Here is a 23,095-nt window from a genome sequence, read left to right on the forward strand (position 1 = left end):
ATTTTATATTTAAAAAAAATAGATTCGGAGATAAAATATCTTAATTATTTGCAAGTAATTTACGGTTTTCATGAGTGTGCCTGTTTTTGGGTTATGCATATTCACATTGTTTTTAGTGGTTTTGTTAATAGAGGTAACTCACTTATTGTTAAGTGTATATAGTGTTATTTAAAATATGATTAACATCAAACTAAAAAGACCCAAAATCACGAATTTATGCAGCATTTACAGGCTAATTTGATGTTGATTTTGCCTGTTTATGCTTGTTTATTAAAAAATGTAGGTATTATTAAGATTTTTTTTGTTAGAGAAAGGTAATTTGTATTAAAGTTTAATTTTATGTTGTGCGTGTTTATGCATGTTGCTACGTTTGTAATGTAAACAAAACACTTATATACTTCAGAAGAATAAAAGTAACATTATAAAACCATTTAATTTAACTAGAATAAAGTATGATAAAACACTACATTATCTAAACTACGTTTCTAACTTTTTATCATTCTACACTATTCAATTGCCTGATCACCATTTGTTGATCTAGAATGTAATGTTAGTTCATTTATTACTTAAATAGGGCACTACCGCCTTTTTATGACTTTACTATACTAATCTAATTCTATTATCATATCATGAATAAATTTTTCTTGGTGCTGATCAGCATGTTTATGCTTTCGGCGGGGGCTTCCTATGCCCAAGAAAGAACCATTACAGGTACTGTAACTGATGCTGTCGACCAAGCACCACTACCTGGGGTTAATATCTTAATAAAAGGAACTTCAAGCGGTGCTGTTACCGATTTTGATGGTAATTTCACTGTTCAAGTTCAAGAAGGACAAGATGTCTTATCTTTTTCATTTATAGGTTATAAGACGATTGATTTTAATATCGCAAACTCAGACCATGTCGATATCGCTCTTGAAGCAGATGCTGAAGAACTTGAAGAGGTAGTAGTTACCGCTTTAGGTATTAAAAGAGAGGAAAGATCGCTAGGTTATGCGGTATCTGAAGTGAAATCTGAGCAATTAGGTGAAAATTCATCAGCCAACTTAATGAACTCATTAAATGGTAAAGTTGCTGGTGTTCAAGTTACTCCGGTTTCAGGACCAGCTTCGTCATCTAATGTTGTTATTCGTGGTAACGCAGTACTTTCGGGAAGTAACCAACCATTATATGTTGTTGATGGTGTTCCGATGAGTAACTCGACTTTCGAAAATGCCGACGATATGGACAATGGAGGTATCGATACAGGTGATGGTTTGTCATCTATCAACCCTGATGATATCGAATCGATGTCAGTATTAAAAGGACCTGCAGCAACGGCTCTATATGGTACCAGAGCCATCAACGGTGTGATCTTAATCACAACAAAATCAGGTGAGAATAGAAAAGGATTAGGTATTGATTTCTCTACAGGTGTAAACTTCGATTTAGTAGGGATCACTCCAACAATGCAAAACCAATATGCACACGGTACAATGGGACAATTCCCAACAGATCCAAAATCAACGGATGGTACTAGAATGTGGGGTCCAAAAGTGACACCAGGTATGACAACGGATAAGTTCTATGATGGCCAGACAAGAGAAGTAAAACACTACAATATTTACGATCAATTCTACAAGCCAGGTGTAACTTTTAACAATAGTATCTCATTGACTGGTGGAAACGAAACTTCCAATGTACGTTTCTCTTACTCAAACATGAACAACAGTGGTAACGTTGAAAATTCGACATTTAACAGACACACTTTCAACGTTAGAGGTACTACAAAATTAATGAATGATAAGTTAACTTTAGATACAAGGGTAACTTATACTCACCAAGAGGCAAATAACCGTATGGCAATGGGTAACTCCATTTATAACTACCAAAATGCATTAATGGGTATTCCTAATACTATCAGCATGGATTGGATGAGTAACTACAAAGATGCCAACGGTAGACCGATTGGTTACAATGAGAGAAACTCTAACCCATACTGGACGATGAACGAAGTGCAGAACATGGATAAGCAAGACAGAATGTTAGGTATGTTAAGCTTAAACTATCAGTTTAACGAAGCATTAAACTTAGTTGTTCGTGGTGGTACTGACGTTACTTCATTTAGACAAAATACTTTAGATCCGCTTTATACTCCATTGTATGAGCAAGGTAGAGCTTACGAAAGAACAAACCTACAGACTGAAAACAACATGGATTTCTTATTACAATACAGTAAGAAGTTCGGTAATTTCGACATTAATGCAACTGCTGGTGGTTCATACATGCACCAATTACATGATATGACAGATATTGGTTCATCAAACTTCACTTCTGAAGATTTACAAAACCCGCAAGCTGGTTCTGATAGGTTTATCTCATTAAATAGATATGAAAGAGCGATTGCTTCTGTATATGCTACAGCATCAATTGGTTATAAAGGTTTCTTATTCTTAGATGTATCAGGTCGTAATGACTGGTCTTCAACACTACCTTTAAACAATAACTCATACTTCTATCCATCAGTAAGTGGTTCATGGGTATTCTCAGACATGGACTGGACGATGCCTGATTGGTTATCATTCGGTAAAGTTAGAGCATCATGGGCACAAGTAGGTTCTGATACAGACCCTTATAGCTTACACTTACAATACATGGTGAACGGTAACCCTGGTGGATATCCAAACAATGGATGGTCAATGGGTGGTATTGATGGAAATGTTATTCCTAACCAGAATCTAAAGCCTTCAATGTCTAACTCTTATGAATTCGGTTTAGACTTAAGATTATTCAACAACAAAGTTGGATTTGATATCGCATACTATAACCAAAGAGCAACAGACCAAATTTTAGGTGTTGATGTTTCTAGTGGTTCAGGATTTAGCCAAGCATTAATTAACGCTGGTGAGATTCAAAACAAAGGTGTGGAAGTAATGATTAATTACTCACCAATTCAAAAAGACAACTTCCGTTGGGATATGATGGTAACAGCAGCATACAACCAAAACGAAGTAGTTTCTTTAACAGAAGGTGTTGAGTCTTACTTGTTAATGCCTACTACAGGATCTGTATCAGTACAAGCAATCCCAGGTGAATCATATGGTGTGATTATGGGTAAAACATATACAAGAGATAATTCGGGTAATATCGTAGTAGATGAAAACGGTTTACCAGTAGTATCGGATGAAGTATCAGAAATTGGTAACGCGATTCAACCTTGGATGGCAGGATGGAGAAACACATTCACTTATAAGAATGTATCACTTTCAGTACTAATCGATGGTAAATTCGGTGGTCAGATTTACTCACAAACAAATGCTTCGATGTATGCTAACGGTAAGCATGAGGAAACACTTGTGGGTAGAGACGAGTATTACCAAGGCGGTCACTGGAATCCAGGCAACCTAGTTACTTCAGATGGACAACCTTACACAGGTTCTGTAGATCCGGAACAATATTATAGAAGAGTAGCAACAATCGATGAGCAATTCGTATCTGATGCATCATTCATTAAGCTAAGAGAAGTTTCAATTTCTTACAGACTACCAGCGAAGTCTTTAGAGAAAACACCATTTAGAAACTTATCGCTTACTGCTTATGGTAACAACTTAGGTTACTTATGGAGAAATACGGATAACATCGATCCAGAGGCATCATTTACTTCAGGAAACGGTCAAGGTATTGAATATTTCAATATGCCTTTACCAAGAACATTTGGCTTCAAATTAAATGCTAACTTCTAATCAGATACTATCATGAAAAAAATTATAAAATATGCAGCATTAGCTGGTGCATTACTTTTCTCAACTGCTTGTACTGATATGTTCAGAGAAATGAACGATAACGATTATACAAGTGGGGATATGGACCCTAAATACCAGTTCACTTTTATTCAAGCAAAAGTGTTCTCTAGTGGTCACGAAGGGTTTAGAGGAAACCTGATTATGGCTGGACCAATGTCTGGTGTAACTGCTAACCCTCAGTATAATCAAGGACAGGGTTTTAATAGAAATGATTCTTACACAGAAGCTACTTGGACATTGATTTACAATGATATCGCTAAAAACATAGAGGATATCAGAGTTCGTCTAGAAGCTCAAATGGAAGCTGAAGGTGTAGAGAATAAAGGTAAGTTAGCTCAAGTAGCGATTGTAAGAGTAATCAACTACTTAAGAGCAACATCAATATATGGTGATGTTCCTTATTCTGAGGCAGGTAAAGGATATTCTGAAGGGATTTTATACCCAGCGTATGACCCACAAAAAGATATCTTTGAAGCCATGGTTGTTGAATTAAAAGCAGCAAGAGAAAACATTAGTGAAGGAGCGTTATTTACTGAAGATTTCTATTATGGTGGTGATGCTGACTCTTGGGAGCGTTTATGTAACTCATTACTAATGAAGATTGGTATTTACATGTCTGCAGGTGACCCTGCAAGAGGTAAGGAGATCTTTGCAGAAGCTTTTAATACCAACAAATATATCGATGGTTTATCACAATCAGCAGTGTTAGGGCACAACGAAAGTGATGGTCCTTGGGGACAAACAGTGAACGGTTCTGGAGTTGCCAATGAAGGTAGAGTAGGTGGACAATCTTATCAGTTTATCTCAGACCAAGCGTTAGTATCAATGCAGAAGTTAGAAGACCCTCGTATTTTCTGGGTAGCTTCTCATATCGATAACTCTGGTTCATCAACAGCAGCGTTTACAGACGTTAGTGCTTATACAGATTTTGATCCATTTGCTTATGATACTTCAGAAGGAAAAGAGTTCCAAAAGATTCACTTCAGAGGTAGTAGAGAGGGAGATAGACCTGACGGTAACAGAGGTGTTTATGTAATTGATGACCAAGTGATGTATACTGCCTTAACTATTACAGGTAAGGATGAAGATGGTGATTATGTAAATAATATGCATTACAAATTTAAAGATGGCGGTCAGTACTCTCAATTAGTTGCTGTAAACCCTTCTACTATCTTAAATGCAACATCACCAACAATGGTATTAGCTTCTGATGAAGTACACTTTATGATTGCAGAAGCAGCAGAAAGAGGTTGGATTAATGCAGATGTTGTACAACACTTTAGAACAGGTGTAGAGCAAGCCATTAAGAAGTATCCAAACTTCTACCAAGGTCAAGATTATGTAACATCATTTGTTGATCTATATAAATCACAGACGAACCCTTCTTATTTATGGGATGTGGCAGTAGAAGATTATATCAGTAGAGTAGTAGCTAACTTCGGTCAGGAAGGTAACCGTTTAGAGGATATTGTTTATCAACACTGGTTATCTCAAATTGGAAATGGATATAATGCCTTCGCATTGTGGAATAGAACTCACCTGCCTAGCATAGTACATGCAAATATGGGTGGAGATCATAAAAATGTGACTATTCCTACTTATAACGAAGATCCACTAATGGAAGAAGATGCGGCTCCAACAGGAACTACTGACGTAGAATTACACTCTGGAGGTGTAACAAACGGTATTCGCCCTGCAAGATTCCCTTATCCAAATAGAGAGTTTACTGTAAACCCTACAAACGTAAATAGTGCAATCAGTAATCAAGAAAGTGGTAATCCTTCAGGTGATTTTATTACGGCAAAACAATTTATGAGTTTTAAATAGAAGATGGTTTTTAAATGAGCCAATTTTACCCCTCAGAAGGTAAAAAAACAGCTTAGAATAATTCATGTTTTTAAGGAGTTAGATAATTTGTCTAACTCCTTTTTCATTCATTCAAGAATCTATTGTATTAGAAGACAAAAATCACCCTATTCCGAACCAATATTTAGTGTCTAAGTGTTTTATTATCAGCTCTAAAGACCTGTGAAAATGAAATACCTAGTTTTACTTATTATATCAATACCGTTCATTGCCTGTGAACCGTATCAAGACATTTCTATCAATGAAATGAGGAACACTAATGTCATTAGTTCATCCAATTGGACGGTAACAAATGCTACTTATTATACAAATTTTGATCATGTTGATCGTTCATACTCATCTTCCTTAGATCATGGACCCGGAGAAGTAGCCGTTAACTTCGATGTTGAGGCTAAAGTAGATGGATCTATGAGTTGGCATACACAGCAAAGTTTAGAATCTTCATATATCTCACATTTTTTCACTATTGAAGATCCTATTTTTTTCAATTCAACGGAACACCTATTGAATTGGTCTTACAAAGAAATCTTATCTAAAAATACCATCGAACATTACCAAGCAGGTGTGCTAACGGTAGGGCCTACAAGAATAAGAACTAGGGTGTATGATGATGAGCCTGAAAAAGTTTTTTGCTATATGGAAGAAAATTTAAGGTTCGAAGGTAGAACATATCGCTATAGAATTGAGTTTTGGTTAGAAAAGACGAATTGACAAAGTATTTACCCTTAATTATTGAAATAAATGAAATTCCTATCTAACCTCTCAATTACAATTTTAATAATTCTTCTTTGCGTTTCTTGTGATACTAATGAAGAACCTAATATCTCTACACTAACATTAGAAAGCACCAACAACTTTGATGTAAATACAACTTTTAAAGATACTGCAGGAGGTTTTGAAGATGATAAAATCTATGTTAGTTTTTCTGTAAAGACACCCTCTAGAATAAATTCTGCACACTTAAAGGTATTAGTCAATAATACTGAAGCTGAAGTAATTGATCTACTTGATCTGCCTGCAAACTTAATTGCACAATTAACCGTGGTAAATCAGCGTAGTACGACAAATGTTCCCATTGGTAATAATTTATTAGGCCAAAGTGAAGCAATTTTTACTTTGGATGGCTATATCATAAATGCAGTATTGTCTTATACAGGCTTAGTTACTCTTCGGTTTATGTTTGAAGATGAGATCGGCAATGCCAATCACTTGGATGTGAAATTTGACCTTGTTGCAGACCCTGCGGATGGCAGGTTTTTTCTAAGTGGTAATTCATGGAATGTAGAAAATGCTCATTTATACACAACAAGTAATGGGACGGATTGGTTGGGGCCGTTTCCTGTTGAGTTAGATTATTCTATGGTTTTCACAGGAAGTAGTACCTTTAATTGGTTCGTAGATTCTTCATTACATAATTATGTATCAGAAAATTTTCAAACCACTCAAGACCCTTTGTTTTTGCAAAATGGGGAATACCATGGTACATGGAGTTGGGAAAGTGGAGAACAGTCAGATAGAGCAGATATTTACAATGGAATGGTTCGTTTACAATTGGATGCCCAAACGGTCTATCAATTTATGACTCAACACAACGAGGAAGGAGATTCCATGTGGGTAGAACATGAAGGTCCAATCAATGTAGATGGATCACAATATTTAATAGAATACCTTTTATTAAAAGAGTAAATGCAGATAAAATTAACGGGCAACGTGGTAGTGCATCTCAACAATACCTGAAGGGTGGTTTTTACAAAAGGTGAGTTCAAAAGTTGTTGTCTTACCAAAAGGTGAAAATAGAGGGACACCATTGCCTAATACAATAGGAGCAATAAATAATCGAAGTTCATCTATTAAACTATTATCTTGTAATAGTGCATTTACTTTACCTCCACCAATCAACCAAATATCTTTATCCGATGGTTGGTTTTTTAGAGACCTTATGGTTCCCATTACATCATCAGCAATGAAATCTACATTGTCATCTTTTCTGGTTTCAGTATTTTTTGTGATGACATAATTTATTTTTCCTTTATATGGAAACTCCTTGCCACTATTCTTTAATTTCTGATAAGTAGTATTTCCCATAATTGTGGTATCAATCCCCTGATAGAATTCAGTAAACCCATACTCTTCATGTGTTTCTTTCTGAAGTTCTTCAAGCCATTCTGTACTACCTTTAGAATTGGCAATTTTACCATCAATACTCATTGTAACAAAAGATATGATTTTTCGCATGGGTTAGTTTTGGGGGGTCGATTGGTGAAATAATAACTATTAACAATTTAATAAATTTAAACGGTAAAAATAAAATTGAATTTTAAAGAACTTTTATCGTTAATAGTTGTTCTTATTATGTTGCTGTTTAGCTCATTACCCAAATAATGTAAAGTCTTTGATTTGAACTATTAAAGGAATGTGAATAAAAGTATATTTTACACTATTTATCGAACAAAATCATTGATCTTACGTATATAAAACCTATATTAATTACAGAAATTACTTAAAAACATATATACATGAAGCCACTTAAAATAGGATCTATTCAATTATTACCAATCGCACAAGTAGGAATTGTATTAACATTCGTACTTTTAGGTTTAGCTGCATACATTAAGTCTTACTTTTTAGCTCAGGGTTTTGATATCCCTCAGAGGTATTACATATATGTTCCGGTAATTATATTCAGTAGCATTTGGCCTTTTATGATCAGTAGAGGAATTGAGCCAAACCCTGAATTTGAAACAGAAAATTAAAAGTTTTTCAACAATAGATTTAAAGAGCGGTATTTCTTATTAATGAAATATCGCTCTTTTTTTATTCCGTTTTCTTTTTCCTTTTCAAGTCAGTGTAAAGTGATGGTAGAGTAATTTCTCTAGAAACAACCAAAAGCCTTAATAGTATTATTATTGAAATGGGAATGAGTTGATACAAACCGTCACCAAAACCAAAATAATGCATCACTAGAAAAATAGCAGAACCCAAAATACTGATGGTGGCATAGATCTCTTTGTGGAAAATATAGGGGATCTCATTTACTAGAATATCTCTGGATACACCGCCAAATGCTCCAGTGATCACTCCCAAAATAATACAAATACTATAGCTGAGATTATAATTCAGTCCTACCTGAACCCCTGCAATTGTAAAAAGGCCCAAACCAATAGTGTCAAAAAGCATTAAATGCTTTCTTAGTAATTCTAACCTTTCTTGAAAAACCATTGCTGTGATAGCTCCACCAATGATAAAGTAGATATAGGTAGGATCATCAATCCAAAATACATCTCTACCTTCTATTAATGTATCTCTAAGGGTACCTCCGCCAACGGATGTAACAAAGGCCACGATGACCACTCCAAAGGCATCTAACCTTTTATTCATAGCGACCAGAGCTCCAGATATGCCAAAGGCAAATGTACCTACAACTCCAATGTAATAGATGATTTCTTCCAAATACGTATGTTATTATGTCTAATTGATGTATTAAAAATATCATTTTAAAAATATTCTATCATCAAAATTCTAAAATTTTAATAGATATTTATTCAACTTCAATAAACTAAATGTCTGATTTCCTTCAAGCGATGATTGATAAGTTAGATTATCAATTTTTATATACACTTTAGGTCCTTTTTTGTTAGCTTTGTAGACTAAATTTTAGAGCAGGAAAGTAGCATGGCATACATCATATACGATACGGAGACCACAGGTTTACCGAAAAACTTTAACGCACCCATATCAGATCTTGAAAATTGGCCCCGAGTGGTTCAATTAGCTTGGCAGTTGCATGACGATCATGGTCAACTGATTAAAGCACAAAACCTGATTGTAAAACCTGATGGTTATACAATTCCATTTAATGCGACTAAAGTTCACGGTATTACCACTGAACATGCAATTGAGCATGGTCATCTGTTAAAGGATGTATTGGAGGAGTTCAAAATCGACTTGGCAAAAGCCGATCGACAAGTGGGACACAACCTTCAATTTGATATTAATGTTACAGGAGCAGAATTCTTAAGAGAAGGCATTGAAAGTACAATCACAGAAGTGGAAGTGATTGATACGATGAAGTCTTCGACAGATTTCTGTGCTTTACCAGGAGGTAGAGGTGGTAAATTCAAATCACCAAGCTTAACGGAACTCCATAAAAAACTATTTGGTGTTCCCTTTGCTGATGCCCATGATGCAGCTTATGACGTTGATGCTACCGCTCGATGTTTCTTTGGGTTAATTGAGCATGGCGTTGTTGAGCCGATCAATAATGTACCTGTTGAAGCAGTTGTTTATGAAGCTCCTGTCCTTGATGAGGCCAACTTCGCTTTTAAAGAAAAAAGTAAAGATAAAGGTAGAGGTAAGGTAAGTAAGGAAGAGGGTTTAGCTCGTCTAAAAGATGTTCCTTTTACTCACTTGCATACACATACACAATTCTCCATTCTAAGAGCAACTTGTACCATTGGAGATTTAGTAGCAAAATCTCAAGCAGATGGCTGTACTGCGGTTTGTCTTACAGACCATGGTAACATGTACACTGCTTACCATTTCGTTAGAGATGTTTTAAAAGCAGATTTGAAACCTATTGTAGGTTGTGAGTTTTATTTGGTAAATGATCATAAGAAGAGAAAGTTCACAAGAGATGATCCTGATAGACGTTCTCAGCCGGTATTGATCGCAAAAAATAAGGCAGGGTACCATAATTTAGCAAAGCTATCCTCACAAGGTTTTATCGATGGTGCTTATACAGATAGAGATGGTACTTATGCTCGTATTGATAAAGAACTTCTTCTACAATATAAAGGAGACCTAATTGCAACTACAGGTGGACTGTCTTCTCCTGTAAACAACTTGATCCTGAATGTTGGTGAAGAGCAAGCAGAACAAGAATTTGTATGGTGGTTGGAACAATTCCAAGATGATTTCTACATAGAACTCTGTCGTCATGGATTGGATGAGGAAGACCACGTTAACGAGGTATTATTACGTTTTGCTGAAAAGTATGGTGTAAAGTACTTTGCGGCAAATAATGTTTATTATATAGATGAAGAGGGAGCGTCTGCACATGATATTTTATTATGTGTAAAAGACGGAGAAAAGCAATCTACTCCTATCGGTAGAGGTAGAGGTTTCCGTTTTGGCTTTCCAAACAATCAGTTCTATTTCAAATCTGCTGATGAGATGAAAGAACTGTTCTATGATTTACCTGAGGCGATTGAATGCACACAGGAAATTGTAGATAAAATTGAATCATATAAGCTAGCCAGGGATGTCCTCTTGCCTGCCTTCGATATTCCAGAGGAATTTGTTAATCCAGAGGATGAGAAAGACGGAGGTAAAAGAGGTGAAAATGCCTTTTTACGACACTTGACATATGTCGGGGCGGAAAAAAGATATGGAACAATCACGGATGATATTAGAGAGCGTCTTGACTTCGAATTACAGACCATTGAAAATACAGGCTATCCAGGTTATTTCTTGATTGTACAGGATTTTACCACCGAAGCAAGAAACATGGGGGTTTCTGTAGGGCCAGGTCGTGGTTCAGCAGCAGGATCCGCCGTAGCTTATGCTATTGGTATTACCAATGTAGATCCAATCAAGTATGATCTTCTATTTGAGAGATTCTTGAATCCTGACCGTGTGTCTCTTCCCGATATTGATATTGACTTTGATGATGAAGGTCGTCAGAAGATTATCAACTGGGTAGTGGATAAGTATGGTTTCAACCAAGTATCTCATATTATCACTTATGGTACTATGGCGGCAAAATCTTCAATAAAAGATACTGCCAGAGTAATGGATTTACCATTAAGTGATGCCGATAGAATCGCTAAGCTTGTTCCAGATATGAAACTGAAGAAACTCTTCGGAATGTCTGATGAACAACTAAATGAAAAGTTAAACAGTGAACAAATTGAGATGGCCAATGCTTTAAAAGAGCTATCTCATGAAACAGGTCTGGAAGGACAGGTAGTGAATACAGCAAGAGTATTGGAAGGTTCTGTAAGGAATACCGGTATTCATGCTTGTGGTATTATTATTACTCCAGATGACATCACTAAATTTATTCCTGTAACTACAGCCAAAGATGCAGATCTTTTGGTGACGCAGTTTGATAACTCTGTAGTAGAAAATGCAGGAATGCTAAAAATGGACTTCCTTGGTCTTCGTACACTATCGATCATTAAGGATGCTATTAAGTTAATTAAACAACGACATGGAATAGAAATCGATCCAGACGATATTCCATTGGATGATAGAAAGACATATGAGTTGTATCAAAGAGGAGAGACAAACGGTACTTTCCAGTTTGAATCAGCAGGTATGCAAAAGCACCTTAGATCACTGAAACCCGATGTTTTTGGTGACCTAATTGCCATGAACGCCTTGTATCGTCCAGGTCCTTTAGAATACATTCCAAACTTTATTGCTCGTAAGCATGGAGAAGAGGAAATTGTCTATGATATTCCAAAAATGGATGAGTACCTTGCGGAGACGTATGGTATTACAGTTTACCAAGAGCAAGTAATGCTTCTGTCTCAGTCATTGGCTGGATTTACAAAAGGTGAGGCCGATATGTTACGTAAAGCGATGGGTAAAAAGATCTTCGCCTTACTAGAACAACTGAAGCCTAAATTTATTGAAGGAGGTACTTCTAATGGTCACGATCAGAAAGCATTAGAGAAGGTTTGGACAGACTGGGAAGCCTTTGCAGCTTACGCCTTCAACAAATCTCACTCTACATGTTATTCTGTTGTCGCCTTTCATACGGGTTATTTAAAAGCGAATTACCCTGCAGAGTACATGGCTTCGGTATTAACCCATAACATGAATGATATCAAAAAGGTAACATTCTTTATGGAGGAGTGTAGCCGTATGGGTATCCAAGTGTTAGGACCAGATGTCAACGAATCAGAGTATAAATTCTCAGTAAATGAGAATGGAGCGATTCGTTTCGGATTGGGTGCCGTAAAAGGTGTCGGGACAGGACCGATTAATGCAATTATTGAAGGTCGTCAAGAAAAATCTTACGATTCAATTTTTGATTTCGTTGAAAGAGTAAACCTTAAAGCCGTAAACCGTAAGGTGATGGAAAGTCTAGCTTACGCCGGTTCTTTTGATGATTTTGAATTTCATAGAGCACAATATTTCCATATTCCTGAAGGTGAAAAATTCTCAGGTATTGATCTGATATTAAGATATGGTAACCGTGTGCAGGCAGATAAGTTGTCCGCTCAGGCTTCTTTATTTGGTGCAGCAGGTGGGGCATCTGTGCCTCCTCCGAAAATTCCAGATGTTGAAGAATGGTCAAAACTTGTTGAGCTTCGTTTCGAAAAAGAAGTAGTAGGTTTCTTTATCTCGGGCCATCCATTGGACATGTACCGCATGGAGTTGGAAAACTTCTGTATTCCAATTAAAAACATTGATCTTCATAAACAGCAAGAGATCAAAGTTGGTGGAATGATTACAGAAGCGAAGATTCTTGAAAGTAAGAACGGTAATAAGTTCGGTATTTTCTCTGTTGAAGACTATGACCAAATTACTCAAATGGCTATGTTCGGAGAAGCTTTCAATAAACATAGACATTTCCTTAATGAAGGTGATTTTGTTTGTGTAACAGGAAAAGTAAAAGAGAGCTACAGAAATAAAGGTGTTTGGGAATTAAGCCCACAACGAATTATGGCACTCTCATCTGTAAAAGACCATTTCTGTAAAGGTATCGACTTGTCAGTAGATGTATCCTCTTTGAATGATGATATGATTATGGAGCTAGTCGAAATAGTGGGTGAGCATCAAGGAACAAGAGAAATGTCTTTAGAGGTTTTCTCTAGAGAAGATAATATGGTATTGAACCTATTCTCTAAGTCTTATAAAGTAGATCCATCTACGGAGTTATTAAATAAACTAGATCTCTTGGAAGGAATCGAATATAGAGTATTCTAAAAAAAAGAGAATAAATATTATTATTAAAAGGTAATACTTCACTGTATTGCCTTTTTTATTATTTAATTTTTTTGATTGAGATGTTAAAAGTAAATTCTGATTACATAATTAAGTTTTAAATAATATTTCAGATAATAAAATTCAATAATAATGTAATGATGGTTGCACTGTTATGAGCTATTAATTTCTTGATTTTTCCAATTTTTTGAGATTTTTCAAAAAAATATTGGTGATTCCTATCATTAGATTGAAAATCAGTCAACTGTGAAACTTGTATAAAAGTGTATGTAGGACAAAAATATTATTCTGATTTATTTTTGTAATATAAAATAATATACTGATTAATAAGTGTATTTTCTGACAACTATACTATTAAAATGACTTTTATATAATTATATGAAGATTGCAATACTTGTTTAAAAAAAAGTAATCGTGTATAATTGTATAGTTAATGATACCAGAATTATATCTGTTGCAACAAAAAAAATAACCATGAGCGAAGTAAAAATCGTAGCTGCTGCTGAAGCGGCGTTAACAAAATTAACGAGTTTAAACAAAAAAGGAGAATACGAGCAACAAGTAAACGACCTTACTTGGGTATTAGCTTCTTTCAAAAATGACGGTAACCCTGAAGGTGTATTTCAAAAAGTTGCTGAGGCGAAGTCTGCTTTAGCTGAATTAAAAGCTCAAAAACCGAGAAGCGTAGCTAAGAAGTTAATGGATCAACTAGAAGATGCTTTAGCTTAAGCTAATTTCTTAAAAAGGTATTGTGAAGGTTACCAATTTGGTAGCCTTTTTTTATGTCTAAAATGTAGAGTCTTTGTATATTTAAGCATATTGATGTGACAATTTATATTTTAAATAAACTAGGGAAATGAAAAGATTACTACAAATTATCAGCTTAGTTGCAGCATTATCGATGATGAGCTGTGCTCAAGAATCTTCAGAAGGATGTTGTAAACAAGAATCATGTGCAAATTGTGAAAAATGTAGCAGCGGAGATAAGTCAGAATGTAAAATGGGAAAAGAAGAGGCTGCAATGCACAAATGTTGTAAAGAAAAAGTAGCTAATGGCGAAAAGGCTTGTTGTACAAAAACTTCATAGTTTGAGGCTTAATGCTAAAAATATAAAAAGAGCTCATATGGTAATATATGAGCTCTTTTTTTGTGTTATGTTGTTGAGAAAGAGATTTTACAGTCATCTACATAGGAAATAATCTGTAATTTTTTATATTGAAATACAATTCAAACTCAACACATGCAGAAACTATTATTTTCATTTCTACTTCTATCTATTGTAACATCTCTCTATGCTCAAGAGGAAGAAGAAGAACCTATACAAAAAAATAAACAATTTGAATTTCATTCTTATGGTAGAATAGGAGTGTCTTCTTCTGTCTATGAAGAAAAAGTAGGCTCTCGGTTAAATCTATCAAGTCAAGGAGCAATAGGTGGTAGATTTGAGGAAAACGACTACATTGAAATGACTGTAGTAGCCAACATAGATCGGCTATTTGAAATGGAACCTGAGCAACCTAAGATTAAGTTTGTCTTAACTACACAGTCTTTCTCTGGTGATAATACCTTTATTGCAAATAATACTGTCATCAACTTTGCAGAGATGTATCTTGATGTGAGTGATACCATTTTTAATGTTCCATTAAACTTATGGGTAGGTAGCAGGTATTATAGAGATCGGAATATCGACATGGCTGATTACTGGACCTTTAATAACTTAACAGGTCAGGGGTTCGGACTTACTGTTGGTAATACACAGTTAGCATTTGTGAGCTCTTTGGTACTACAAGATCAACCGAATAACCCCTATGGTGATGAATTGTATGAAGATGGAAGACAAAAGCATATCTTAGCATTACAGCATCGCTACCATCTCAATAAACATAATACCATCAACTTTCTTGGTGAGTATCATTTTACAGGTAAAGACTCTTTAGATGATCCTGTTTTTATAAAAGATAGAGTTAGCGATTTTGGGTTTGTCGTTGGAGCAATGCACTTACACCAAAAAGGTAATTTTCTAAATAATGCATCAATAAGGTATGGTACGAGAATAGCCAATGGACCCGGAGATGATGGATGGTCATCAAGAACGTTTATAAACTTTGGTAACCCTAATCAAACAGGCCAATATATAGGAGCATATGGTCTGAATATAACGGAGAACTTTGTGTGGGATGTCAATCAAAAATGGGGCATTATGGGATATTCAGTTTTCAGGTATGCCATTGGAGCAAGAAATCCAGTTTTTGTGAACGATCAACGACCAAATGAGAAATGGGATTTTACGATCGGATTCAGACCACAGTTATATATTACAGATAAGCTACAGATGATTTTTGAATACCATTATCAGATAAGAGACTTTGAAGAATATTCTAATGGGATTGTAGGGTACAATCCTGGGTTAGGTATGATGAATAAGTTTACCATTGCTCCTGTATATGTTCCTTCAGGAGAAAGAAAACTAATGGCAAGGCCTCACATAAGGTTAGTTTACACATTAGCTTTCTATAATGATGTGGTAAAACAAAACGGACTCTCACAATATTATGAAGCCGGTAATGCTGGAGATTTTGGTCAGTATTTAGGGCTTAAATCAGAATGGTGGTTTTAATCAACAACCATTCTGAAATCAGATTAATACTGTTCATTAAAGTATTTCTTTCCCGAAAAATAAGAGATCAATAATGCTACAATGGCAATTATAGCAGGTAATTGTTCGTTGTCATTTACTGCAATATGTGCAGTGGCAGCTAGTACTAAGTCAAAGAAAAAACCTGCATATGCCCATTCTTTGAGGCGTAAATTGGAGCGGGACCATATGGCAACGAGTCCAAGTATTTTTAAGCCTGCTAATGGATAAATGATGTACGTTGGATACCCAAGTTTAGTAAATGCCTCTTGTATCATTTCATTATGTAAAAAGTACATAGAAGCAGAAAAAACCATGATTAACGACAGGAATCCTGTACTAACTAGATATGTAATTTTAGTTTTTTCATAGATAAGTGTGGATAGTAAAAAAGGTAGATTTTTCAACCTACCTTTAATAATTATAATTCAATAGTATCTCCAACTGTAGGAAGTACTAATTTTTTGCCTTTCTTATTATAAAGATCAATAGCTTTTTCCTTATCAATAACAATAGGAGGGAAGGTATCAAAATGATAACCCATAATATGGTCGCATTCGATAAAATCAGATGCAATGAGAGCATCTTCATAACCCATTGTAAAATTATCACCTACAGGTAATATTGCTAGATCTAATTTAGGTGAAGTCATAGGGATAAGCTTCATGTCCATTGTTAAAGCTGTATCTCCTGCTATATAGATACAACCTTCTTCGTTACTTAATACAAATCCACCGGGATTACCCGCATAAGTACCATCAGGTAGAACACTTGAGTGGATGGCATTGACATACTTCAGATTACCGAAATCAAAATCGAAAGCACCACCATGATTTAATGGGTGACCAGTGAATCCTTTTTCTCCGTAATACGATACAATTTCAAAATTAGAAATAATTGTTGCACCAGTTTTTTCAGCTATTGCATCCACATCGACTACGTGGTCTTGATGACCATGTGTAATAAGGATATAATCTGCCTTCAGTGTATTAATATCGATGTCTTTTGCGAGTTCATTGGGTGTAATAAAAGGGTCAACAATTAAGCTCTTACCTTTTGTTTCAATCAATAAGGACGCATGTCCTAAAAATTTTACCTTCATTGTAATTAAATTGAAAAATTATTGATATGATGATTAAATTTATAAAAAACATTACTAATTTGTGCATATATTGTATTGTTAACTATCAAAAAAAGCGGTTCAAATCGTGAAATTTCTTCTTTAGCTTATAACTTAAATCAAAGAATTTCATGTGCTGTTTTTACTTAAATAAGCGTATTGCTTAAAATCAAACTATCAATAAGTATGGATAAGTTATTTATTTATGACGCTCTAGACTACTCTCTCGTCTTAGAAACAACTAAAAGAACAATCTTAAAAAGAGAATTAGGCGTCATATTAAACTCAAACAAAATTAAACTATTAAAAGAAGGACATCCGGTGATGATTCTTTCTGGTAGCAACACGACTAAAAGGCCTTTATTTATTGGCTCATCTGAACTTTCGGAAGAAATAATAGAAGGAATGTTTGTGAAGTATCAATTAGATAAATTCTATTTGAAAGAGGAAGACAAAGTAGAGGAAGTTTAGCCAATTTTATGGATAATTGGTTGAAAAGCTTTAGTAGTGACAACAACTGTATCATGACTTTTTAAGGTATGACCAAGTTCTGGATCAACCACAACTCTTACAATTTCTTCCCCAATAAGTAAGGATACAACATGCATAATATCTTGATGGATAACATCTAGGACTTTTGCTGTGAACTGAAATTTCCCATGTAATTTTTGACCTTGGAAAAATTCAGAAGGGCTTTTTATTGCCGTAACTTTCCCAGAATCAATAGCAATAATTTGCTGACATAGTTTGTACATCTCAGCGATGTCATGACTAATGAGAAAAGTGGTAAGGCGATATTGTTGATGTAATTGTTGTAAGTAATCTTGAAGTCGAAGACGCATTTCTTGATCTAATGCGGCAAGTGGTTCGTCTAGCAATAATAATTTAGGTTGTTGAACGACCGACCTTGCTAGGGCGACTCTTTGTTTTTGTCCTCCAGATAGTGTTAGTGGAAATTGGTTTAATATGGATTTTAATTCCATAAGTTCAACCAGATCTTGGAGCACTGCTTTGTCTTTTTTCTTTGGAAGTGCATATTCCAAATTCTCCTTTACAGACATATTGGGGAAAAGGGCATAGTCTTGAAAAACCATTCCTATACTTCTCTTCTGAGGAGGGAGATTGATGTTTTTGGTTGCGTCGAACCATATTTCATCGTTGATGATGATCTTCCCTTTTTGTGGAGTGATAAAACCACAAATGATATTTAGTAAGGTTGACTTACCCGCCCCAGAATGACCATAGACACCATAAAAGCGCTGTAATTCACCTTCAATTTTGAAGTTGATGGAGGTATTACTATTTGGGAATTTATGTTGTACATCAATTGAAATCATAATTTATTATCACTTTTTTGATGAATAATGTAAAGGCAAAAAAGAATGCAAAATGCAATAGCTAATAATACAATTGAATAGAGGTGTGCATTTGTATAATTCAACATTTCAACTTCTTCATAGATAGCAATTGAGGCAACTTTAGTTTTTCCTGGTATGCTTCCACCGATCATAAGTACAATACCAAACTCTCCTAATGTATGCGCAAATGTGAGCACAATTCCATTCAGGATATTATGTTTTATATTGGGAAGTATTACTCGGAAGAATGTTTCCAGATCTGATTTACCCAATATTTTGGAAGCTTGAATCAATTGCTGTGGTATCTGTTGAAAACCAGTTTGTAATGATTGAATCATAAAGGGTGCACTGTAAATTACAGAGGCAATCACTAATCCCGTAAAAGAAAATAATACTTGGATACCTAAGGTGTCTTCTATCCATTGCCCAAAGGTATTGGAAGGACTGAAGGCGAGCAAGAGGTAGAAACCCAAAACAGTGGAGGGTAATACTATGGGTAAGTTGATGATACTTTCAATAAAGGGTTTAAGTATAGAATTTATTTTAGATATGTTATAGGCTATAGGAAGACCTATAACAAGAAGAATAATTGTGGTAATAGCAGACAACTGAATTGTCAATAATATTGGTATCCAGTCCATTTACTCTAAAATAATTTCATTAGTTTTTATAAAAGCAACTGCATTTCCTCCTACCTGAAGTTGAAGACGTTGTGCTGATTGTGTAGTAATTACAGAGGAGATGCTACCAATATTTGTTTCTAATAACACTCTACATAACACTGTACCCCAAGCGATTTTAGTGATAGTACCATGTAACTGATTTTGAATACTTATCTGATCTGTAAGTAATTCATTACCCATAAAAACTTCTGTCTCTTTAAATACAATTTGGATCTCTTGCCCAATACTTAAGGGTGAAGATGTTGAACTTATTGTTAAGGTGGATAATGTTTCACTATTTATTTTCACCTTAATTAATAAGATACTTTCATCACCAAGAATTTCTGTAATATGTCCTTTGAATTTGTTCAAATTAGTTTGAGAATGATGCAATAATATCTTGTCCTTTTTTACTCATAAGCCAATTTAAGAACAATTGTGCATTTTCTTCATCATTGCCCTTAATTACTACAGCACCTTGATTAATTTTTGGATATAGTTCATTTGGCACTTTCACCCAATGCCCTACATTTTTTAGTGAGGGAGAATTTGCAATAAATAATGAAGTAAAGGCAACATCTACGCTACCGCTATGGACATATCGAGTGATCTGAGAGATACTTTCTCCATATACTAATTTTTCGTCTAAGTTAGTGCCAAAAACTTCATGTATAGCAGAGATCGCTGCTACACCATAAGGAGCAGTTTTGGGGTTGGCAATACCAATTTTATGGATACTGGCTGAGAAAATATCATCCATGTTGCGTAATTCAATTGGTTTTATTGTCCAAGCGACTAAAGTTCCTTTAGTATAAATATCGGGCGATTTTAATGTTTTACCTTCTTCAAATAACTGTTGAGGATATTTCATATCAGCAGAAACAAAAACATCGTATGGAGCTCCCTCTTTTATTTGGTGGTATAATTTTCCTGATGAACTTAATATAATATCACACTCAATACTTGTTTCTTTATTGAATTCCTGAACTAGCTCTCTCATCACAAAATTCATATTGGCAGAGGTAGCTATTTTTAATGTTGATCTCTTAGAAGTATCACAACCTTGTAGTGATATAACTAGAAATAGGACAAGTCCACTTAAAATATTACGCATACACAAATTTAAATAAACAATGAAAACATTAAACAAAACTAAGATAGCTCTCACCTTTTTTAGGTATTTTTATTACGTAATCTACCTATTAACAAATATTTTCATTACCATTACAATGCCCGATGTTATACAACAAAAATGACTAATTCATGTACTATCAGTGTTTGTTGCATGAAGAATATTCAAATTCAACCTTTACCTGTTTTTTTAAATATTCTGAAGCACCTTTTCAATTTAAGCATCATGATAAAATTTTTACCCTAAAGAAAGTTTATCCAAGTGCTGTTCAAGAGGTTCCTATTGGGGAATTGCTCTTCAAAAGAAATAATTTTTACAGGATGGACAGTGAGAGAAAACCTCAAAAAATCTACTGGAACCAGCTGTTAAAACAAATGGCTTAATCATCAAAGCTCATAAAGAATTCATTTTCTCCCATAATGAATATTGGGAAACCCTGTGATCTATATACCTCAGCACTCTTAATTTTAGAAGATTTATAACCTTGTCCATAGCGTTCAAAGTCTTGTCTTCCCAACACTAAAAAGTCTGTCTGAGGTGTTAGAGAATCAGGAGAAACGTATCCTCCGATATTGACTACTTTTTGCATTGCGTTTTTTCTGGTCATCTCAGATAATCGGCCAGTAAAAACGACATGTTTCTTATAGAACCGATGATTCGGTTGAGGATTTTTTGGTGCAGAAAAAGTATATGCCTTTCTTTTTTTCTCAGGCCTACCATTACCAAAAGATTGGTAAGAACCATCAGTTTTAAGTTGGCCTATCTTTGTTCCTAACTTATCTGATAAATCATAAAGAGAATCAACTTCATGTCGTTCGATCATTTTCAATGCTACGATAGCCGCAGCCATTGCATCACTTTCAGCATTATGGTGGTTTAATTGGATATCGAAGTGATCTGATAAAGCACTTAAACCATACGATGATAATTCTGGGAAGGCTTTTCTTGACATAATCAATGAACAGAAATAATCGATAGATGGTGGAGCAACATCATAAAGGGCTAAAGAATTTCTTAATACACTCAGATCAAAAGCAGCATTATGAGCAATCAATGGATATTTTGTCAATAATGGAGACAATTTAAACCATACATGTTCAAAAGTTGGTGCATCTAATGTCATTTGTGGTGTTATACCATGAATAGCTACATTATTCGGTGCATAATAATCCGGGAAAGGCTTAATAAGATGATGTTGTGTATCAACAATTTTACCTTTCTCTACCACTGCAATACCAATAGAACAAGCTGAAGTTCTTTTTGCATTCGCCGTTTCAAAATCTATCGAAATAAAATCCATAAAGCAAAGATAGTTAATCACAAGGATTTGGATGTAGTAGTGATATGAAGTTTCATTATCCCTCTTGCTGATTATTTTTCAAAAAAATTATTACATTTAAGGAACGACTTCTCATTTTACTCAATATTTTCATCCAACTAACGCTATGAGCTACTATAAAAGAAACTACTTTATACTGCTCTTTTTTTTATTCACCATAAATAGCTTTGGTCAAGAAAAAGAAGAGTATTTGAATGAACTAGATACTGTCTACAAAAACCAAATCACCGCTTTCCCGTTTTGCGGATATACGGTAGAAACACGGTTGAAATTTGGAGTGACTGGTATTTATCAATTTAAGGTTCCCAAGGCAACTTTGGCCACGAGACCCTCCAATATTACACTGTTTGGTTATTATACAATTGAAAACCAGATGAGGATAAAACTGGCACATACAGTATTTACCAAAAATGAAGACTGGCTATTGGAAGGTGCCTGGGAATATGTGATTTTCCCTGAAAAATATTACGGTATTGGAGCAGAAACTCCCAATAGTAATGAGCAAATCATCAATTGGACAAAGGTTGATTTTAGGCAGCAAGTGCTTCGGAAGGTTTCCTATAAAATGTTTTTAGGCCTTCAATATAGATATGCTGATTATTGGGACATTAGTGTGACCAAAAGAAAAGATGGAACATATAGTGATATGTCTGAAATTCCTGGATATGCAGGAGGTAGTATGTCAGGTTTTGGTTTCGTCTATAAATGGGATAAAAGGGACTATGTAATGGCACCAACAAATGGCCATTTTATAGAAGCTAAATTAGAAGCCTATGAAACATGGATGGGATCAGAATATAGTTTCCGCCGTTTTTTTCTAGATGTTAGAAAATACTTTGACTTGACTAGAGAAAAGGAAGGAAATACAGTCTTAGCACTTCAAAGCATATTACAGACTACCAATGGAAATGTACCTTTTAGAGAAATGTCATTGATGGGAGGAATGTATATGATGAGAGGAATTTACGAAGGAAGGTATAGAGATAATAATATGCTTGCGGTACAGGCTGAATTGAGGCAACATTTATTTTGGAGAATTGGAATGACTGGTTTTGTCTCTACAGCCAATGTTTATAATCAAATGAATGGCTTTCAATTCGATCAGACAAAACTTGCTGGAGGAGCTGGACTTAGATTCATCTTCAATAAAAAAGATAAAGCTTCATTACGAGCGGACTACGGCTTTGGGCCTAATAAAAGTTCTGGGTTATACCTTACTTATGGTGAAGCATTTTAATACTGTTG

Annotated in this window: 20 protein-coding genes; 11 read left to right on the top strand and 9 right to left on the bottom strand. The window is 35.0% G+C overall.

Features of this window, described 5'->3' with window-relative positions:
* The first annotated feature begins 629 nt into the window (after positions 1 to 629).
* The 4 genes from HGP29_RS21930 to HGP29_RS21945 all read left to right on the top strand — a co-directional run bounded on the left by HGP29_RS21930 (position 630) and on the right by HGP29_RS21945 (position 7,334).
* On the top strand, positions 630 to 3,722 hold the full coding sequence (locus tag HGP29_RS21930) for a SusC/RagA family TonB-linked outer membrane protein (protein WP_168884586.1): 3,093 nt from the start codon (positions 630 to 632) through the stop codon (positions 3,720 to 3,722).
* Between the two features lie 12 nt (positions 3,723 to 3,734).
* Positions 3,735 to 5,609 (top strand): SusD/RagB family nutrient-binding outer membrane lipoprotein, encoded by a 1,875-nt coding sequence (locus HGP29_RS21935; RefSeq protein WP_168884587.1) that lies wholly within the window; start codon positions 3,735 to 3,737, stop codon positions 5,607 to 5,609.
* A 207-nt stretch (positions 5,610 to 5,816) separates the two neighbouring features.
* Positions 5,817 to 6,359: a hypothetical protein gene (locus HGP29_RS21940; protein WP_168884588.1), complete on the top strand. Its 543-nt coding sequence runs from the start codon at positions 5,817 to 5,819 to the stop codon at positions 6,357 to 6,359.
* A gap of 30 nt (positions 6,360 to 6,389) precedes the next feature.
* A complete protein-coding gene (locus HGP29_RS21945) occupies positions 6,390 to 7,334 on the top strand; it encodes a hypothetical protein (RefSeq protein ID WP_168884589.1) in 945 nt (314 codons plus the stop codon).
* A gap of 12 nt (positions 7,335 to 7,346) precedes the next feature.
* Here HGP29_RS21945 and HGP29_RS21950 read toward each other — a convergent pair whose 3' ends face one another.
* A complete protein-coding gene (locus tag HGP29_RS21950) occupies positions 7,347 to 7,883 on the bottom strand; it encodes a dihydrofolate reductase family protein (RefSeq protein ID WP_168884590.1) in 537 nt (178 codons plus the stop codon).
* Between the two features lie 281 nt (positions 7,884 to 8,164).
* On the opposite strand from HGP29_RS21950, the gene HGP29_RS21955 reads away from it, so the two are divergent.
* Positions 8,165 to 8,401 carry a hypothetical protein gene (locus HGP29_RS21955; protein ID WP_168884591.1) on the top strand — a complete coding sequence of 79 codons (237 nt, stop codon included), beginning with the start codon at positions 8,165 to 8,167 and terminating at the stop codon, positions 8,399 to 8,401.
* A 61-nt stretch (positions 8,402 to 8,462) separates the two neighbouring features.
* On the opposite strand, the gene HGP29_RS21960 is transcribed toward HGP29_RS21955, so the two are convergent.
* A complete protein-coding gene (locus tag HGP29_RS21960) occupies positions 8,463 to 9,098 on the bottom strand; it encodes a trimeric intracellular cation channel family protein (protein WP_211093381.1) in 636 nt (211 codons plus the stop codon).
* 222 nt (positions 9,099 to 9,320) lie between these two features.
* Between HGP29_RS21960 and dnaE the strand changes: the two genes are divergently transcribed.
* The 4 genes from dnaE (at position 9,321) to HGP29_RS21980 (ending at position 16,221) form a co-directional block, all read left to right on the top strand.
* Complete coding sequence (gene dnaE, locus HGP29_RS21965; protein ID WP_168884592.1) at positions 9,321 to 13,586, top strand: DNA polymerase III subunit alpha; 4,266 nt, start codon at positions 9,321 to 9,323, stop codon at positions 13,584 to 13,586.
* 492 nt (positions 13,587 to 14,078) lie between these two features.
* Positions 14,079 to 14,333 (top strand): hypothetical protein, encoded by a 255-nt coding sequence (locus HGP29_RS21970; protein ID WP_168884593.1) that lies wholly within the window; start codon positions 14,079 to 14,081, stop codon positions 14,331 to 14,333.
* 127 nt (positions 14,334 to 14,460) lie between these two features.
* Positions 14,461 to 14,691, top strand: a complete 231-nt coding sequence (locus HGP29_RS21975; RefSeq protein WP_168884594.1) for a hypothetical protein — start codon at positions 14,461 to 14,463, stop codon at positions 14,689 to 14,691.
* 153 nt (positions 14,692 to 14,844) lie between these two features.
* Positions 14,845 to 16,221, top strand: coding sequence for a carbohydrate porin (locus HGP29_RS21980; protein ID WP_168884595.1), 1,377 nt, complete (start codon positions 14,845 to 14,847; stop codon positions 16,219 to 16,221).
* A gap of 23 nt (positions 16,222 to 16,244) precedes the next feature.
* On the opposite strand, the gene HGP29_RS21985 is transcribed toward HGP29_RS21980, so the two are convergent.
* Both HGP29_RS21985 and HGP29_RS21990 read right to left on the bottom strand, forming a co-directional pair.
* Positions 16,245 to 16,646, bottom strand: a complete 402-nt coding sequence (locus tag HGP29_RS21985; protein WP_262889544.1) for a DoxX family protein — start codon at positions 16,644 to 16,646, stop codon at positions 16,245 to 16,247.
* Between the two features lie 14 nt (positions 16,647 to 16,660).
* Positions 16,661 to 17,341, bottom strand: coding sequence for a metal-dependent hydrolase (locus HGP29_RS21990; RefSeq protein ID WP_168884596.1), 681 nt, complete (start codon positions 17,339 to 17,341; stop codon positions 16,661 to 16,663).
* A 204-nt stretch (positions 17,342 to 17,545) separates the two neighbouring features.
* Here HGP29_RS21990 and HGP29_RS21995 point away from each other — a divergent pair, with 204 nt between their 5' ends.
* Positions 17,546 to 17,830, top strand: coding sequence for a hypothetical protein (locus HGP29_RS21995; RefSeq protein WP_168884597.1), 285 nt, complete (start codon positions 17,546 to 17,548; stop codon positions 17,828 to 17,830).
* On the opposite strand, the gene HGP29_RS22000 is transcribed toward HGP29_RS21995, so the two are convergent.
* The 5 genes from HGP29_RS22000 to HGP29_RS22020 form a co-directional block, all read right to left on the bottom strand.
* Positions 17,827 to 18,696 (bottom strand): ATP-binding cassette domain-containing protein, encoded by an 870-nt coding sequence (locus HGP29_RS22000; RefSeq protein WP_168884598.1) that lies wholly within the window; start codon positions 18,694 to 18,696, stop codon positions 17,827 to 17,829. The genes HGP29_RS21995 and HGP29_RS22000 overlap by 4 nt on opposite strands.
* Positions 18,693 to 19,358, bottom strand: coding sequence for a molybdate ABC transporter permease subunit (gene modB / locus HGP29_RS22005; RefSeq protein WP_168884599.1), 666 nt, complete (start codon positions 19,356 to 19,358; stop codon positions 18,693 to 18,695). The genes HGP29_RS22000 and modB overlap by 4 nt, the downstream gene beginning before the upstream one ends.
* Positions 19,359 to 19,751, bottom strand: coding sequence for a TOBE domain-containing protein (locus tag HGP29_RS22010; protein WP_168884600.1), 393 nt, complete (start codon positions 19,749 to 19,751; stop codon positions 19,359 to 19,361).
* Between the two features lies 1 nt (position 19,752).
* The gene (gene modA, locus HGP29_RS22015; protein WP_168884601.1) at positions 19,753 to 20,493 is read right to left on the bottom strand and encodes a molybdate ABC transporter substrate-binding protein; all 741 of its coding nucleotides are present in this window, start codon (positions 20,491 to 20,493) and stop codon (positions 19,753 to 19,755) included.
* A 397-nt stretch (positions 20,494 to 20,890) separates the two neighbouring features.
* Complete coding sequence (locus HGP29_RS22020) at positions 20,891 to 21,811, bottom strand: exonuclease domain-containing protein (RefSeq protein WP_168884602.1); 921 nt, start codon at positions 21,809 to 21,811, stop codon at positions 20,891 to 20,893.
* Positions 21,812 to 21,956: 145 nt separating this feature from the next.
* On the opposite strand from HGP29_RS22020, the gene HGP29_RS22025 reads away from it, so the two are divergent.
* On the top strand, positions 21,957 to 23,087 hold the full coding sequence (locus tag HGP29_RS22025) for a BamA/TamA family outer membrane protein (RefSeq protein ID WP_168884603.1): 1,131 nt from the start codon (positions 21,957 to 21,959) through the stop codon (positions 23,085 to 23,087).
* Positions 23,088 to 23,095 lie beyond the last annotated feature (8 nt).

This window comes from Flammeovirga agarivorans, from assembly GCF_012641475.1.
GTDB classification, from domain to species: Bacteria; Bacteroidota; Bacteroidia; order Cytophagales; family Flammeovirgaceae; genus Flammeovirga; species Flammeovirga agarivorans.

Coding starts and splice junctions, on each gene's coding strand:
- HGP29_RS21930 (WP_168884586.1), top strand. CDS start 630: ATGAATAAATTTTTCTTGGTGCTGATCAGCATGTTTATGCTTTCGGCG.
- HGP29_RS21935 (WP_168884587.1), top strand. CDS start 3,735: ATGAAAAAAATTATAAAATATGCAGCATTAGCTGGTGCATTACTTTTC.
- HGP29_RS21940 (WP_168884588.1), top strand. CDS start 5,817: ATGAAATACCTAGTTTTACTTATTATATCAATACCGTTCATTGCCTGT.
- HGP29_RS21945 (WP_168884589.1), top strand. CDS start 6,390: ATGAAATTCCTATCTAACCTCTCAATTACAATTTTAATAATTCTTCTT.
- HGP29_RS21950 (WP_168884590.1), bottom strand. CDS start 7,883: ATGCGAAAAATCATATCTTTTGTTACAATGAGTATTGATGGTAAAATT.
- HGP29_RS21955 (WP_168884591.1), top strand. CDS start 8,165: ATGAAGCCACTTAAAATAGGATCTATTCAATTATTACCAATCGCACAA.
- dnaE (WP_168884592.1), top strand. CDS start 9,321: ATGGCATACATCATATACGATACGGAGACCACAGGTTTACCGAAAAAC.
- HGP29_RS21970 (WP_168884593.1), top strand. CDS start 14,079: ATGAGCGAAGTAAAAATCGTAGCTGCTGCTGAAGCGGCGTTAACAAAA.
- HGP29_RS21975 (WP_168884594.1), top strand. CDS start 14,461: ATGAAAAGATTACTACAAATTATCAGCTTAGTTGCAGCATTATCGATG.
- HGP29_RS21980 (WP_168884595.1), top strand. CDS start 14,845: ATGCAGAAACTATTATTTTCATTTCTACTTCTATCTATTGTAACATCT.
- HGP29_RS21990 (WP_168884596.1), bottom strand. CDS start 17,341: ATGAAGGTAAAATTTTTAGGACATGCGTCCTTATTGATTGAAACAAAA.
- HGP29_RS21995 (WP_168884597.1), top strand. CDS start 17,546: ATGGATAAGTTATTTATTTATGACGCTCTAGACTACTCTCTCGTCTTA.
- HGP29_RS22000 (WP_168884598.1), bottom strand. CDS start 18,696: ATGATTTCAATTGATGTACAACATAAATTCCCAAATAGTAATACCTCC.
- modB (WP_168884599.1), bottom strand. CDS start 19,358: ATGGACTGGATACCAATATTATTGACAATTCAGTTGTCTGCTATTACC.
- modA (WP_168884601.1), bottom strand. CDS start 20,493: ATGCGTAATATTTTAAGTGGACTTGTCCTATTTCTAGTTATATCACTA.
- HGP29_RS22020 (WP_168884602.1), bottom strand. CDS start 21,811: ATGGATTTTATTTCGATAGATTTTGAAACGGCGAATGCAAAAAGAACT.
- HGP29_RS22025 (WP_168884603.1), top strand. CDS start 21,957: ATGAGCTACTATAAAAGAAACTACTTTATACTGCTCTTTTTTTTATTC.